Origin of the sequence: Staphylococcus sp. GDX7P312P, assembly GCF_008385775.1 — a bacterium.
Classification (GTDB): domain Bacteria; phylum Bacillota; class Bacilli; order Staphylococcales; family Staphylococcaceae; genus Staphylococcus; species Staphylococcus haemolyticus.
On record NZ_VUKI01000010.1, the window covers coordinates 65456 to 81139 of the forward strand.

The following is a 15684-nucleotide window of genomic DNA, read 5'->3' on the forward strand; positions in this document are numbered from 1 at the left end:
GCTCACCTTTCATTACTAATGATTTATTAAGCTTTGTGGTCGTCGTCATATTCAGGATTTGAAACTTTATTCTTTTCCTTTTCAAATTCTGCTTCTTTTTGTTCAGTTTTCTTTTTACGTTTACGTTCTTCCATTATTGATAATGCGATAAATCCAATGATGAGTAGTGGTGATAACATTACAAATATCATCGATTGAACACCTCTATATTTTATATTTGATTGATACATCGTCTTAGTCTTCATTTTACAACTTTACTTATAAAATGAACATCAAAAAACTGAAGCGGTACCGAAATAATGACTATTTCAACGTACCGCTTCAATCATAATAAAGATTATAAATTTAATTGCGACTCATAAGTACAGATTAGACATTACTTTTTATTTAAGATGTAAGTTCTAATATCTTCTATTGAAATACTGTCATATATTTGTGTTTTGACATCTCCTATCTTAGCTACTCTCAACATACTTCCACCATAGCTCTTTGGAGAATATTGCTCCCAATAGTCTAATTGTTCAAATAGCTCTTTCAATGTTTCCATAAGATTTACCACCTTTTCTAAATTTGGGTAAATAAAATAGCCCTCCTTAAATAAGAAGCGCTCACGGACATCTTCTTATCTTTCAGGAACTCCTGTTGGATTTAGCACCTCACGTCAAACGCAGTTGCTGGAGCTTCATAGGGCCAATCCCCTCCACTCACTCTTAATAAGACGAACTATTTTATTTATTGGTATTATAACTCACTTTTAACAATTATAAAAGTAAAACGCTTACAACATATGATAAAACTAAATATAAAATAAATTCTATTCATTAATAATTGTTTACAATTACTTTACTTAAAAATAACTTTATACTAACTGAAAATCAAATTAAATTTCTTAATATGAATAGTGTAACAACTACACAATATACATATTAGGGGGCTTTTTTAAATATGAGTTTCATCAACAAATTTGGTAAAACGACAGTAGCAAGTTCAATCTTAGCTGCATCTGTATTAGGGACAACACACGTGTCATTCGCGTCAGGTTCTGGCGAAGGTAACCAAGGCCAACAAGGACAAGATGGAGATTACATGGCCATTGGTAACACAAAGAATCCTAAAAACGTTATTTTCATGGTCGGCGATGGAATGGGTAAGTCGCATACATCTGCATATCGTCACTTTGCAGATAATCCTGATACTAAAGAAGTTGAAAAAACATCATTTGACAAATACTTAACAGGTGCACACCAAACACATAACGATGATGAAAAAGAGAACATCACTGACTCAGCCGCTGCTGGTACAGCATTGAGTACTGGACACAAAACATATAATGGTGCCATCGGTGTAGACACTAACAAAAACAAATTAAAAACGGTATTAGAACAAGCTAAAGAAAATGGTAAAGCAACAGGATTAGTTTCAACTGCAGAAATTACTGACGCAACTCCAGCCGTATATGCATCACACGTTGATGATCGTGGTAAGAAAGACGAAATCGCGCAACAATTCTATAACGATAAAATCAATGGTCAACATAAAGTAGATGTATTATTAGGTGGCGGTTCTAAATACTTTGGTAAAGATAATGGTAATTTAACGGATAAATTCCAAAAAGATGGTTATGATTACGTAACAAATAAAGATGAACTTGCTAATTCACAAAGTGATCAAGTATTAGGTTTATTCTCTGAAAAAGATATGCCATTACAAATTGATTCTTCAGCTGATGAACCTAAATTAGCTGACATGCAAGACGCAGCATTAGACAAATTAGAAAAGAATCAAAACGGTTTCTTCTTAATGGTTGAAGGTGCATCAATTGATAAAGCTGCACACCCAAATGACATTACAGGTGTTATGTCTGAAATGTCTAGTTTCGATCAATCATTCCAAAAAGCAATGGAATATGCTGAAACTCATAAAGATACATTAGTCGTTGCAACAGCTGACCATGCTACTGGTGGTTTATCAATGGGTTCAGGTGACGAATATGTTTGGAAACCAGAAGCAATTCGTAATATGAAACACTCTGGTTCATATATGACTAAACAAATTGCAGATGGCAAAGATCCTGAAAAAGTAATCGACGAAGGTTATGGTATCGAATTCCCTTCTAAACAAATGGATAAAGTTAAAGACGCTACTAAAGCATTGAAAGACGCTCAAGATAAAGCTAAAAGTGATGACGATGAAAATGTAGCAAAAGCAACAACGAAATTACAAGATGCAATTCAAAAACCAATCGATGAAGCATCACATACTGGTTGGACAACTTATGGACATACTGGTGAAGACGTAGACATTTATGCTCAAGGTCCAGGTTCAGATAAATTCCGTGGCAATATTGATAATACAGATAACGCTAAAAACATCTTTGATTTCTTTAGCAACGATGTAACATCTAATCAAAATCAACAATAATTAAAACTCATAAGTCAACATATCACTTAGATTTAAGTAATTATTAGTCTTTCTTATTAAATGTATTTGAAAATATATTATGTGATAATGGTGATTTAAAAAAGCACTTTGTCAATGATTTATGTCATCGGCAAAGTGCTTTCATTTAGTTAAGATTTAAGTTTTCTTTTAATTTCTCTTTAACTTCTTTTAGACTATTTTTATCAGGATAGAAGTAATATAGATTGTCATCACCAAGTGCGTTTTGACCGTTAATTGTTAAACGTTCTACATTGTCTTGTGCTTTATCATAGTCAGATTTGAAGCGATTTAACTGTACGAAGCTTAGGTCTGTTTTCAAGTTATCTTGAGCAGCTTTGAATATACCGTTTAATTTAGTTACTGAGTTAACAGAGAATGCTTCTCTAGCAACTGCTGTAATAACTTGTTGTTGACGCAATTGACGACCTTCATCGCCACCAGCACCATCTTCCTTACGACTACGCATGTAAGTAAGTGCTTTATCTCCATCCATATGATATTTTTGCCCTTTTTCAAATTTGTACCCATGGAATGTGAACGTAGCATTACTTGTAATATCTACGCCATTTAATTCATCAACAACTGTTTTAACGCCATCCATATTGATAGCTATATAATGATCAACTGGTACATCCATTAATTCTTCTAATGAATTTACAGCCATTTTGGGACCACCGTATGCATAAGCATGGTTGATTTTTTCAGTAGTTCCATGTCCAACAATTTTAGCACGTGTGTCTCGAGGCACACTTACCATTACAGTTTTTTTATCATCTGGGTTAATTGACATTAATACAATAGAGTCACTACGTTGACCAAGATTTTCTTGTTGTCTTTCAGCATCGTCATCTATACCGTAAAGTACAACCGTCATAGGGTCTCCCTCTTTTGTGGCCTTTTGTCTTAATTGTGAATGATCTCTATCTAAGGATTCATTAATTGAATTATTTAATGAATGTAATTTCGTAAAGATAAAAATAGCTACAGCAACAATAAGTACTAATAATATAATCAGTATTGTAATAATTACTTTAAAAGTAGTTGATTTCTTTTTTTTCATAATAATTAATCACTCATTTTTTATAGACTTTTAATAATTTCAATCACTCGTGTTTGTTGCTCATCTGTCATATCAGAACCTGATGGTAAACATACACCGTGGTCAAATAAATGGGCACTGTTATCTACACCATCAACCATTATATAATCACAAGATTCAAAGTAGGGTTGTAAATGCATTGGTTTCCAAACTGGACGTGCTTCAATATTATTTTTTTGAAGTGCATCAATCAATTCTAACGCGTTAAAGCCTGTTTTATTCTCATCAATCGTTAATGCAGTTAGCCAACGATTGGATTTAGAATCGGGTAATTCTGGTTGGAAGTCAAAACCGTCTATATTACCAAAAGCTTCATCATATTTTTCGAATATTTCACGGCGACGTTGAATACGTTGATCTAACACTTCCATTTGTCCTCTTCCAATACCTGCAGAAATATTACTTAAGCGATAGTTATACCCTAACTCACTATGTTGATAGTGAAGTGCTTTATCTCTCGCTTGTGTGGATACGAAAAGTGCATGGGCAATACGATCTTCATCATTTGAGATAAGCATTCCGCCACCACTTGTAGTGATGATTTTGTTTCCGTTAAATGAGAAAATTCCAAATTTACCGAAAGTACCACTTTTATGACCTTTATAGTCTGCACCTAGTGACTCAGCTGCATCTTCAACTAAAGTAGTTTTGTACTCATCGCAAATTTCTTTAATTTCATCCATCTTAGCTGATTGACCATACAAGTTTACCGCAATAACTGCTTTAGGCGTAATTCCTTTTTCAGCGTATTTTTCAAAAGCTTTTCGTAAAGCTTCTGGAGACATATTCCATGAGTCCATCTCTGAATCAATGAAAACAGGAATAGCACCTTGATAGATAATAGGATTAGCTGAAGCACTAAATGTTAAAGAACTACAAAATACGATATCTTCTTTTTGAACGCCGCTCTCAATTAAAGCTAAATGAATAGCAGAAGTTCCGCTACCAACTGCAACTGCTGCATTAATTCCAACATAATTTTTAATACTATTCTCAAATTCAGTTACATTCTCACCTAATGGTGCAATCCAGTTTTTGTCGAATGCATCATGTATGTAATCTAATTCAGTACCACCCATATGTGGTCTAGACAAGAATATTCTTTCTTCTTCCACTTTTATTCACTCCTTAATTTTTGCTGGCGTTCCTATGACTGTTGATTCTGTTTTAACATTATTTATGACTGTTGCACCTGCTCCTACAATACATCTTTCACCAATTTCAATTAACGGTATCACAGCCGCATTAATTGCAATGTGTGAGGCTTCGCCTACTTTAACACCACCTGCTAATGTAGCATTAGGTGAAATATGAACATAATCACTAATTTGATTATCGTGTTCGACTATTGCGCCTGTGTTGATTATTACATGCTTTCCAATTATGGAGTCCGCATTTATCACCGCATTAGGCATTACAACCGTTCCGTAACCAATCTTCGCACTAGGACTCACAACCGCTGTTGGATGAATTAATGTTGCATATTGTTCAATTTTAACTTCTAATTGATGAAAAAGTTTTTGACGAATTTGATTACTTCCAATAGCAATAATAAATGAATACACATCTTTATATTGTTTTATGTTATCCAAGTTGTCATAAAATATATCATTATCTGTGTAATATTCATCAATAGCGTTATCAAGATAACCTGCGACATGATATTGATCTGTCGTCTCAATTATATCTTTAATGACTTTTGAATGGCCGCCTTTGCCAACGATTATAATCGGTTTACTCATCATACATTACCCTTAAACTTTTCAGCGGTTACATGATTAGGCGCATTGATATCTTTACGTTTTAATATATTAATTATCGTCTTATAAATAATATACATATCTAACTTAAACGATTGATTTTCAGCATACAAAACGTCTAATTTAAACTTTGCATCCCAAGTAATTGCATTACGTCCATTGACTTGGGCCCAGCCTGTAATTCCTGGTTTAACATTATGTCGCTTTTTTTGTTCATCATTGTATAAAGGTAAATATTCCATCAATAAAGGTCTAGGACCTATCAAACTGATATCTCCTTTTAACACATTAATCAATTGTGGTAATTCATCAATACTAGATTTTCTTATAAAAGTGCCTACAGATGTCATGCGTTGATCGTCTGGAAGTAATTCTCCATTTTCATCTCTTTTATCAGACATAGTACGAAATTTATATATCTCGAATGGTTCTCCATATTGACCGGGACGTGTTTGTCTAAATAAAACCGGTTTACCTAATTTTTTTGCAATAACTATAGCTGCAGTAAGTGTGATAGGAGCTGATAAAATTAAACCTGTACCACTCACAGCTATGTCGAACAAACGTTTAATCATAACTCGTCCCCCCTTTTCATTAATTTGTTTTAAACAGGAAGTTTGTTTTTATAAATAGTTTCTAAATGTTCCCAAATGACTTCATTTCTAAACTTTTCTTCTACATTTTTTCGACCGTTAATACCTAACTGTTCTTTTTGTTGAGGATGGGTAATCAAATAATCAATCCTATCAAAGATTTGTTGATAATTACCTTTATCCACTAAAAAACCAGTGAAATTATCAACTAATGTATCTTTTGCTCCAGTTACATTATTTACAATAACTGGCACTTCAACGGCTTGTGCTTCAATGCTCACATTTCCAAATCCTTCACGATAAGTAGGGAAAAGTAAAACATCCATAGTGTTATAATATCTTACTGTGTCATTTACATGACCTGTCATGATAATATCTTGATCATTTTGTAAGTATTTGAACTCATCTTCACTAATTGAATCATCTTTTTCAATAGGACCAACTATCATTAACTTCACATTTTTATGTTTTTTCTGTACTAATTTAAAGGCTTCAATCACTTCATGAATCCCTTTATCTTTTACGATACGACCAACAAATCCAATTACAAAGTTTCCTGATATTTTTTCTTTAATGTCGTTAGGTACAGAAACGTTATCTTTCCTGAAGTTATCTATGTTAATACCATTAGAACTACCATAACCTAAAACCTTAATATCTTTTTGTTTTGCTAAACCTAATTCAACTATCTTATCTTTTAAACTATCAGAAATTGCGATAATATCAGTTGAACAATACATTGCCAATTTTTCCATGGCATAAAGAATTTTGTATTTCAAACCAGTTACAGTTTCCAATCTTAAACCTCGAACAGTATAGATACGCACTGGTCTACGTGTTATAAATGCTGCTAGTGTACCAATTAGACCAGCTTTCGGCGTGCCTGAATTAACAATGTAAGGTCTTTCTTTTCTAAAAAGTTTAATCATATTAAAAAGTGACTTTAAATCATTTTTCAAAGATATTTCTCTTTCCATGTTAACTACATGTGTAATATCAGAAGAATACGTATTTTGCTCCGGTCCTTCAGATGACACAACATGTACATCTAAATCTTTATCTCTTAAATACTCAATTTGCCCTTTCATCAAAGTGATACTTTTCGAGACCGTTACTAATTGAAATATTTTTTTATTAGTCATCCAATCACCTTATCTATATAGAGGGTTTTATAATCTCCAAAGACCTTTATTTCCGATTTCATTTTCTTCAATAACACCTTTAATATCTAGAACGACACCATTATCTTTAACAAGTTTTAAATAATCTTGTTTATTATCAACGTAATCTTTATGTGCAACAGCAAATACAATTGCATCAGCTTGAGGTAATTCATTTTTATCTTCTAAATTTATATTGTAAAATCTTTGTGCTTCTTCTTTATCTGCTTCAACATCATTAACGTGAACGTCTAAACCGTAGTCTTTTAATTCTTTGATGATATTAATCACTTTTGTATTTCTTAAGTCAGGACAATTTTCTTTGAATGTTAAACCTAAAACGTTAACAGTTGCACCTTGTACTTCTAAACCTTGTTTTAATAAGCCTTTAATGACATTTGAAGCAATAAATTTAGACATATCATCGTTTATACGGCGACCAGCTAATATTACTTCTGGATGATGGCCAACTTCTTGAGCTTTGTGTGTTAAGTAATAAGGGTCAACACCAATACAATGTCCGCCTACTAAGCCTGGCTTGAAGTTTAAGAAGTTCCACTTAGTACCAGAAGCACGTAGTACTTCGTTAGTATCAATATCTAACTTATCAAAAATCAATGCTAATTCATTCATTAATGCAATGTTTACATCACGTTGTGTATTTTCAATCACTTTTGCTGCTTCTGCAACTTTAATTGATGAAGCTTTATGAACGCCAGCTGTTACTACTGAGCCATAAACATCCGCTACTACTTCTAAAACTTCAGGAGTTTGACCAGAGACAACTTTAGTGATAGTTTCAAATGTATGTACTTTATCACCTGGATTGATTCGTTCTGGAGAATAACCAACAAAGAAGTCTTTACCACATGTTAATCCTGATTCTCTCTCAAGTACAGGAACACAGTCCTCTTCAGTCGCTCCAGGATAAACTGTTGATTCATAAACTACAATTGTATCAGGTGTTAAAACTTTACCTACAGTTTCGCTGGCTTTTAACAATGGAGTTAAGTCCGGTTTATTATTTTTATCAATAGGTGTAGGTACTGCAACAATAATAAAATCTGCTTCTTTAAGATCTTCTGAATTTGACGTAAATTTGATATCAGTATTTTTTAAACCTTCAGTTGTTACTTCGTTTGTTCTATCATAATTCTCTTTTAATTCTTTAATTCTATTTTCGTTAATATCAAATCCAATAACTTGATGCACTCTTCCGAAAGTAACCGCTACTGGCAATCCAACATATCCTAAACCTACTACTGCAATTTTTCTATCCATCTTAAAATCTCCTTTATTTGTAATATTCTAAATACCAATCTATAAATTTATTTACCCCATCCTGAATTGATGTTTCTGGTTTAAAGTCGATGTTATTAAATAAATCATCTACGTTGGCATATGTTTCAGGAACATCTCCAGGTTGTAAATCCATATAGTTTTTCTTAGCTGTTTTACCAAGTTTATTTTCAATTGCTTCAACAAATTCCATTAAACGTACTGGACTATTATTACCAATGTTATAAATTTTATAAGGTGCGTAAGAGGAACTTGGATCAGGATTAGCACCAGACCATTCTGGATTTGGTTTAGCTGGTTTTTGAATTAATCGACTAATCGCTTCGACAATATCATCAACATAAGTGAAGTCACGCATCATTTTTCCATGATTATATACATCAATTGTTTCGTCATTTACAACAGCTTTAGTGAATTTGAATAATGCCATATCTGGTCGACCCCATGGTCCATATACTGTGAAAAATCTTAGACCAGTTGTCGACAAATTATATAAGTGACTATAAGTGTGTGCCATTAATTCATTAGATTTCTTAGTTGCTGCATACAAACTTAAAGGATGATCAATGTTGTCAGATGTTTTAAACGGTTTATTTGTGTTGGCACCATAGACAGAGCTAGATGATGCGTAAATTAAATGTTTAACGTCATAGTGACGGCAACCTTCTAAAATATTCATAAATCCAACAATATTAGAGTCAATATATGCTCTAGGGTTTTCAATACTATATCTAACACCAGCTTGAGCAGCCAAGTTAACGACTACTTCTGGTTTTTCATCCTCGAATATTTTGTCTACTTTTTCATGATTTTCTAAATCAACTTTATAGAAAGTAAATTGTTCATCTCCGATTGACTTTAGTCTGTCCTCTTTTAATTGAACAGAATAATAATCATTAATGTTGTCGATACCAACAATTTCATAACCTTGACTAATTAACTTCTTTGCTAGAGTCGATCCGATAAAACCTGCTACGCCAGTTATTAATACTTTCATCTTGTATTGACCTCCTTGATTTTCTTGATTGGAACACCTGCATATAAGCAATTAGGCTCTGTACTTTTATTAACGACCGCGCCTGCTCCAATAATGCACCTTTCACTAATTCTATTGCCACCCAACACCCTTACTCCTGCAGCTATCCAAACATCATTTTCAACAGTGATTTTTTTAGACTCGATACTATTAAACTTTATTGGTGTTTCCACATCTTGCCATGTGTGCTCGGATGATATCAAAGTACTATGGTTTGCTACTGACACATTATTGCCAATCTCTATCCCTCCATAAGCATCTATGTAGCAATATGAATGTATACTTACATCATTTCCTAAAACTAATCTATGGATGTTTTTTAAGATGACATATTTACCAATATATATATTAGAACCAGCGCTTTTAGTATATTTTTTCAAATATAATCGTCTATAAATAATTGAAGGTATTGAATCACTTATTAGTGAAATATCCCACAATAAATTGCATACTGGCTTCGGAATAATATTGTATGGAATTTGCAACAAATTGAATAATTTATTCTTAGACATATTAATCAATTTATCCTCTCCTTCTAAACTTCAATTTGTAATAGTAATACAATAGTGAAGCAAATGGTGTTAATACTAGTGAAGTTATGAATTTTTCAGTATCTTTGAATCTATATTTAGGATTTAAACCTGTATCTATCCAAGATATGTCATAAAGTAGGTAATTGATTAATTTATCTTTATTCGTTGGTAATTGTCTATGAGCTAATTTGCGATATTCGCAATAGTTTTCAGCTGATTTAAAGTAATTTGTTTTAACCTTACTACTAATACCGTCTTCTTGATATTCAACATATTTTGTATTGATATTAGACAAATAACAATCATATAGTTCACTAAATTCAAACCATTGATAAGACGGTGGCATATGCTTAGAACTCCCATATTGAGGAAAAGTCATATTTCTAATAATACTAGTTTTAAATACATAACATTTATCATGTCTAACCTTATATTTGTAACGTAAGTCTACCCAATTTACTTTTTCAATATTAGGTAATTTTTCGCCAACAACGTCGCCATTTTCATAAGTATCTAATGTGATTAATGCTTTCATATCAACATTGTTTTGAAAGCTTTCATTAAAAACTTGAACCGCATTTGGATAAAACCAATCATCACTGTCTAGAACAACAAAAATGTCACCTTTAGCAGCTTTGAGTCCAACATTAGATGCTATATGTTTACCTTGATTCTTTTGATAAATATAATGGATTGGAAATTTTTCATTCTTAAATGTCTCTATTAATTGAGCTGTATTATCTGACGATCCATCGTCCACAATTAACCATTCAAAATTGTAGTCTGTCTGATTTAACAATGATTCGTAAAGTCTAGGAAGTGTATGCGCTCTGTTAAAAGTAGGAGTAAAGATTGTTAACATTTTATTAACCCCCTATATGCTTTATAGTTTCAATAAATTCTTTGCCTTTATCTACATTTTCATTAGGTGCACTTTCAAGATTAGATTTGATAATTTGGTAAAGTTCTTTGTTATTCTTGAGTTCTTCAATTTTCAACGAAATTTCATTACCATCCATGTTCACTATAAAGCCATTTTCACCATCATTAATTTGTTCATAAACAGTTTCAAAATTAGTAGCTACTACTGGGATATTGTAATGTAAGGCTTCATCTATAGTATTAGATTTCCCTTCAAACCTTGAGGGATGCACTAATATATCCATTTTACGAACAATGCTACCAGTATTAAATCTAAAACCTACTGGTAAAACAATTTGCTCCAAATGATTTTTTTTAATTTCTTCATCAAGCCAGTTACTTAGTTTTCCAGCACCAACCACGTACCATTTAACTTCTATACTTTTTGACTTTAATATTTTTGCTGCCTCTATTAGCAAGTCTAAACCTTTCCCATTATCTAATCGGCAAATTGTACACAGATTAAATGTACCTGTACTAATATTAATATCTTCATCTGCAATATTTTCATATAATTTAATAGGTAGGCTATTATAAAAAGTAAATGGTTTAATATTAAATATATCTTCAAAAATATCTGAACACATTTTAGAGACTGAAAGCATTCCATCCATTTTATCGAAATATTTTTGATCAATATTATGGTCTCTCTTCAATACCCTATAATCTGTGCGAATCCACCCTATTTTATGTTTTGCATTAATAAAGTCTTCTATAAAATAAACTGAATGTCCACCTGAAACACCGATTGCATAGTCATAACGTTTTTTTAATGTTGAATCAGCCCACTTATTATCTACCCAAAATTGTTGCTTAGCCTTAGTTGTATCATGGAGTTTCAATTTGCTTTTTAATATAAACAGAAATGCATTTAATACTAATTTAGGAGTGGAGAAATTATTCATGATTTTTGTTATTAAATGCTTACGGTTAAGCATTAATACTGAAAATCTAGAATTAACAGGTTTGACATTAACGTAATCAGGTAGGTATTTTGTTAAACTATCCTCTTGATTTAAAATCATTAAGTCAATTTCATGATTAGTATCTTTTAACTCATAAAACAAATTAAGTAAGCTTTTTTGCGGTCCACCAAAGTTGAAATTGTTGACAACAAATAATAATTTCATAATAAACTCCTTAGCAACTATAAATTATTAACTATCTTGCGTTAATTTTCTCTTTTTTAATATCTTTAATCACGTACCAAACCCAATACCAGTTATTATGTACTAATTGAACAATTAATAAAGGTAGTAATAAATAAATCAACTTATTATCGAAAAACTGTAATAGCACTAATTGCACTACCACCGTTACAATGGCTGACGTTAAAAATGATTTGTGATGTGGTATCAAATTTTTAGTTGCTAAAAAGTTAGTAAATAATGTTTGATTATTATATAAAAATCTATAGACTATGACGATTAACATAGGGATTAAATTAAGTAGCCTATAATCTGCCCCTATGATACTTAAAATCCAGTTACCTAAAAGTAAAAATAGAGAAAATGCTATGAAATTAAATAAATAGCTAGTGATCAGTGCTTTTCTAAATAAAGTTAATAATTCATCATATTTATTTTTCACTCTTAAATAGTTTAATTTAGCTAAATATGTGTTGTAATATGAATTTGAAAGCATAATTATCAATGTAATAATTTGATTAACAAAACCAAATTGACCTGATACTTTTAATGATAAAAAATAAGAACTTAATATAATTGGAAAATTAATAATTAAGTAATTTGAAATTGATATTGAGCCAGTTCTCAAAGTATTAGGAATTAAAGCTTTCAAAATTTCTTTATCATAATTGATTTTCAATTTGCCTTTTGTCTTTTGAGTTTCAGACGAATATTTATAATATGCTACTGATTGTAAAATTCTATTTACCACTACTGAGATAAAGTAAGCAACGGATACTCCAATTAATCCTAAACCTATCATTAAAAATAAAATAGATAGGATTAATTGTGTTCCTTTTGTTACAACCAAAATTTGATTATATGTCTTAATTGCTCCTATACCTTTTAAAACTGAATTCCAATACGAAAAACTAATATTTAAAACAATTGAAATCATATAAAATGCCCATGAAATTAACATGGTTTCCATTTTAATTTCTCCATTATTAATAGTTACCATGTACCATGTTCCAATCGAAATAAATAGCGCAAATATGATTGTGCCCATTGAAGTATAAATAAATTTTACTGCTGAAATCACTTTAATGAAATATGGAATATTCATTTTTGCATTCTCATCTTTAACAGTTTCGAAGCCTTCACTTTTAACGTTTTGAGCACCAGACCAAAGATAACTCACATTTCTCGTTATAATAGTTTGAAATCCAAAATCAATAAGCATAGCTAAACCATATAATGAAGTAAACGTATACCAAACACCAAGTTCAGCAGAATTTAAAAATTTTAATATGACAGGTAGTAATATGACATTTATTCCTTGGACTAGTAATAAACTTACATATCCCCATATTACATCTTTTCTTCCAATATTCATTCTAATTTCCTTCTAACTACAATTTTTTTGTTTAAAATCGCGATTACTAATAAAACTAAGAAGAAGTTTGTAAAGAATGAAAGTAATATGGTTGCGTTTGACATAAAGAATAAAGAAAATTTCAAACATAAATAAGCATAAACGTATAATGTAAAAACTGAGTTACTATTATGAATGTTTTTATCTAACAACATTACAACTAAAAGTACAATTATTGAAAAAATTGGTGATAAAATTGCTCCAAAATATAGATAACCTTGTCCTAGCAGTGGAAGAATTTGGTCACTTACTCCTACTTTTTTATAAAACATATCATTAAAAGTAACTAATGCACTTTGAAAATTAGTAAAGAATGAGTTAACAAAAATAACGGAATGAGTGATATCACCTAAAACCCCATTTATTTGGAAAGGGCTGTAAACAAAAGAACTTTCAATCGAATGACCTATATTTATTAATCCTGAAAAATAAATTTGAACATCTGTATTAAAATTCTCTATAGCTCCAGCTGAATGATACAATCCTCTTGCAGTCACAACATTTGTATTCTGTTTTAAAAGTGTTGATACACTAATAACTAGTAAACTCAAAATCGCTGACAGAGTAATAATCAGTTTTCTATAGTTTTTATATAATATAAACACAGTAAATAAACCTGTAATTAGTGGAATGACAATACTCGATCTACTTGTCCCAATAATGAATGAAGCAGATATCATAATTACTAGTAATGAAAGAAATAGATATAATATATTTGGTTTTCTTTCATAGAACTTATAAATTATATTTAATAAACCCACTGTTATAACAATTTGAGCAATTTGAACTAACAGTGCTGTCAATCCAACGTCTGCTGTTACATCGTTGTTCAATTCAGATGCTGACCAAATAAATGCATATCGTCCTATAGAGGTTGGAAATAATGCAACTAATGTCAGTGTGAAAATAACGAATATCCATCCAAACAAGTTAGGTCTTGATTTGACATTTTGAAATTCATTTTTATTTGAATAAAAGTACTTATGAAAAATTGCAAAAACAACAAATAATACAATCATTTCATAAAGCATTAAATTAACTGCTTGTCCCTGGATAACCATCGAGACGGACGATCCAATTTGAATATCCGATCCATAAATAGCCATTAACAACGGCGAGACAACATATCTTAATAACATTGTAAAATTAATTACAGTTATTCCTAAGTTGTTAAACATATATCTACTAAATGAAGGAAATACAACAAACAAAATTAAAAATATTAAAGGAATAAGTACTAAATTATTTGGAATGTTAGATGAACTAACTAGAGAAGCTATAATACTGAAAATCGATAAAACTATAATTATAATTCTATAAACATTTACCATAATTAATACTTCCCATTCGCTAAATTAATTAATTTGTCTTTAATTTCAGTGTTATGTGTTTCTAAATAATCAATAGCTTCATCTATTTCCTCTTTAGGAGGTGTAGTTGTTTTACCTCTATATATTTTTTCATACACTTGTTCAGGATGTATTTCATTTTCATTTAATAATTCTTCATAAAGTTTTTCTCCAGGTCTAATACCTGAAAACTGAATTCCTATTTCTTCTTCTGATTTACCACTTAATCTAATTAAATTACGTGCTAAATCAACAATTTTAACGGGTTCACCCATATCAAGCACGAAAACTTCGCCTCCCTGAGCTAAAGCACCTGCTTGTAGTACTAGTCTAGATGCTTCTGGTATAGTCATAAAATATCTTGTCATATCTGGATGTGTAACAGTAACTGGACCACCAGCAGCAATTTGCTTTTTAAACAACGGAATCACCGAGCCACGAGATCCCAAAACATTTCCGAATCGAACTGCTACAAAGTCAGTATATCCATTTTCTTCATTAAGGTTTTGAATAACCATTTCTGCCATTCTTTTTGATGCTCCCATAACATTTGGGGGATTCACTGCTTTATCTGTTGATACCATAACAAATTTTCTTACGCCTGCTTTTTTAGCAGCATATGCAGTATTTCGAGTTCCTAGAACGTTATTTCTAAATGCTTCAGGTGGGTTATATTCCATTAACGGAACATGTTTATGTGCTGCTGCATGATAGACTGCATATGGTTTATATTCGTTCATAATCTCACTCATGCGCGTAGAATTTTGCACATCCGCAATTAACGGTATTATTTCAATTTTATCTTTATACATATTGCTAAGTTCTTGATGAATTAAATAAATACTATTTTCACCATGACCTAATAATAAAATACGTTCTGGTTGGAATTTACAAACTTGTCTACAAATTTGGCTCTATAATAAATTGGAC

The 15684-nt window shown here is 31.2% G+C and carries 15 protein-coding genes, 1 pseudogene and 1 riboswitch; of the genes and pseudogenes, 1 reads left to right on the top strand and 15 read right to left on the bottom strand.

The window, feature by feature from the left end; translation table 11 throughout:
• Positions 1 to 26 precede the first annotated feature (26 nt).
• Together F1592_RS04420 and F1592_RS13605 are read right to left on the bottom strand one after the other, a co-directional pair.
• Positions 27 to 191 carry a hypothetical protein gene (locus F1592_RS04420; protein WP_011274729.1) on the bottom strand — a complete coding sequence of 55 codons (165 nt, stop codon included), beginning with the start codon at positions 189 to 191 and terminating at the stop codon, positions 27 to 29.
• Between the two features lie 185 nt (positions 192 to 376).
• Complete coding sequence (locus F1592_RS13605; protein WP_169301455.1) at positions 377 to 547, bottom strand: hypothetical protein; 171 nt, start codon at positions 545 to 547, stop codon at positions 377 to 379.
• A gap of 72 nt (positions 548 to 619) precedes the next feature.
• A riboswitch (SAM riboswitch) is annotated at positions 620 to 720 on the bottom strand.
• Between the two features lie 225 nt (positions 721 to 945).
• Here F1592_RS13605 and F1592_RS04425 point away from each other — a divergent pair.
• Positions 946 to 2421: an alkaline phosphatase gene (locus F1592_RS04425; RefSeq protein WP_053016318.1), complete on the top strand. Its 1476-nt coding sequence runs from the start codon at positions 946 to 948 to the stop codon at positions 2419 to 2421.
• A gap of 145 nt (positions 2422 to 2566) precedes the next feature.
• Here F1592_RS04425 and F1592_RS04430 read toward each other — a convergent pair whose 3' ends face one another.
• The 13 genes and pseudogenes from F1592_RS04430 to F1592_RS04490 all read right to left on the bottom strand — a co-directional run.
• Entirely contained in the window at positions 2567 to 3502 is a 936-nt protein-coding gene (locus F1592_RS04430; RefSeq protein WP_053016317.1) for an LCP family protein, read from the bottom strand.
• A gap of 20 nt (positions 3503 to 3522) precedes the next feature.
• Complete coding sequence (locus tag F1592_RS04435; RefSeq protein ID WP_275127180.1) at positions 3523 to 4656, bottom strand: aminotransferase class I/II-fold pyridoxal phosphate-dependent enzyme; 1134 nt, start codon at positions 4654 to 4656, stop codon at positions 3523 to 3525.
• Between the two features lie 6 nt (positions 4657 to 4662).
• Positions 4663 to 5283 carry an acetyltransferase gene (locus tag F1592_RS04440; RefSeq protein ID WP_053016316.1) on the bottom strand — a complete coding sequence of 207 codons (621 nt, stop codon included), beginning with the start codon at positions 5281 to 5283 and terminating at the stop codon, positions 4663 to 4665.
• Positions 5283 to 5876 (bottom strand): sugar transferase, encoded by a 594-nt coding sequence (locus tag F1592_RS04445; protein ID WP_069724849.1) that lies wholly within the window; start codon positions 5874 to 5876, stop codon positions 5283 to 5285. The genes F1592_RS04440 and F1592_RS04445 overlap by 1 nt, the downstream gene beginning before the upstream one ends.
• A gap of 29 nt (positions 5877 to 5905) precedes the next feature.
• Positions 5906 to 7036, bottom strand: a complete 1131-nt coding sequence (locus tag F1592_RS04450) for a glycosyltransferase family 4 protein (protein ID WP_149809768.1) — start codon at positions 7034 to 7036, stop codon at positions 5906 to 5908.
• Positions 7037 to 7063: 27 nt separating this feature from the next.
• Positions 7064 to 8335: a nucleotide sugar dehydrogenase gene (locus F1592_RS04455; RefSeq protein ID WP_053016313.1), complete on the bottom strand. Its 1272-nt coding sequence runs from the start codon at positions 8333 to 8335 to the stop codon at positions 7064 to 7066.
• A 13-nt stretch (positions 8336 to 8348) separates the two neighbouring features.
• On the bottom strand, positions 8349 to 9350 hold the full coding sequence (locus F1592_RS04460; RefSeq protein WP_053016312.1) for an NAD-dependent epimerase: 1002 nt from the start codon (positions 9348 to 9350) through the stop codon (positions 8349 to 8351).
• Positions 9347 to 9910: an acyltransferase gene (locus tag F1592_RS04465; RefSeq protein WP_053016311.1), complete on the bottom strand. Its 564-nt coding sequence runs from the start codon at positions 9908 to 9910 to the stop codon at positions 9347 to 9349. Before F1592_RS04465 ends, F1592_RS04460 begins: the two co-directional genes overlap by 4 nt.
• A 1-nt stretch (position 9911) precedes the next feature.
• Positions 9912 to 10784, bottom strand: coding sequence for a glycosyltransferase family 2 protein (locus F1592_RS04470; protein ID WP_053016310.1), 873 nt, complete (start codon positions 10782 to 10784; stop codon positions 9912 to 9914).
• A 4-nt stretch (positions 10785 to 10788) separates the two neighbouring features.
• Entirely contained in the window at positions 10789 to 11973 is a 1185-nt protein-coding gene (locus F1592_RS04475) for a glycosyltransferase (protein WP_053016309.1), read from the bottom strand.
• A gap of 31 nt (positions 11974 to 12004) precedes the next feature.
• Positions 12005 to 13366 carry an O-unit flippase-like protein gene (gene wzx, locus F1592_RS04480; RefSeq protein WP_053016308.1) on the bottom strand — a complete coding sequence of 454 codons (1362 nt, stop codon included), beginning with the start codon at positions 13364 to 13366 and terminating at the stop codon, positions 12005 to 12007.
• A complete protein-coding gene (locus F1592_RS04485) occupies positions 13363 to 14736 on the bottom strand; it encodes an O-antigen polymerase (RefSeq protein WP_033079684.1) in 1374 nt (457 codons plus the stop codon). Before F1592_RS04485 ends, wzx begins: the two co-directional genes overlap by 4 nt.
• A 2-nt stretch (positions 14737 to 14738) precedes the next feature.
• Positions 14739 to 15668: pseudogene (locus F1592_RS04490) on the bottom strand (UDP-N-acetylglucosamine 4,6-dehydratase family protein); the annotation flags it as partial.
• Positions 15669 to 15684 lie beyond the last annotated feature (16 nt).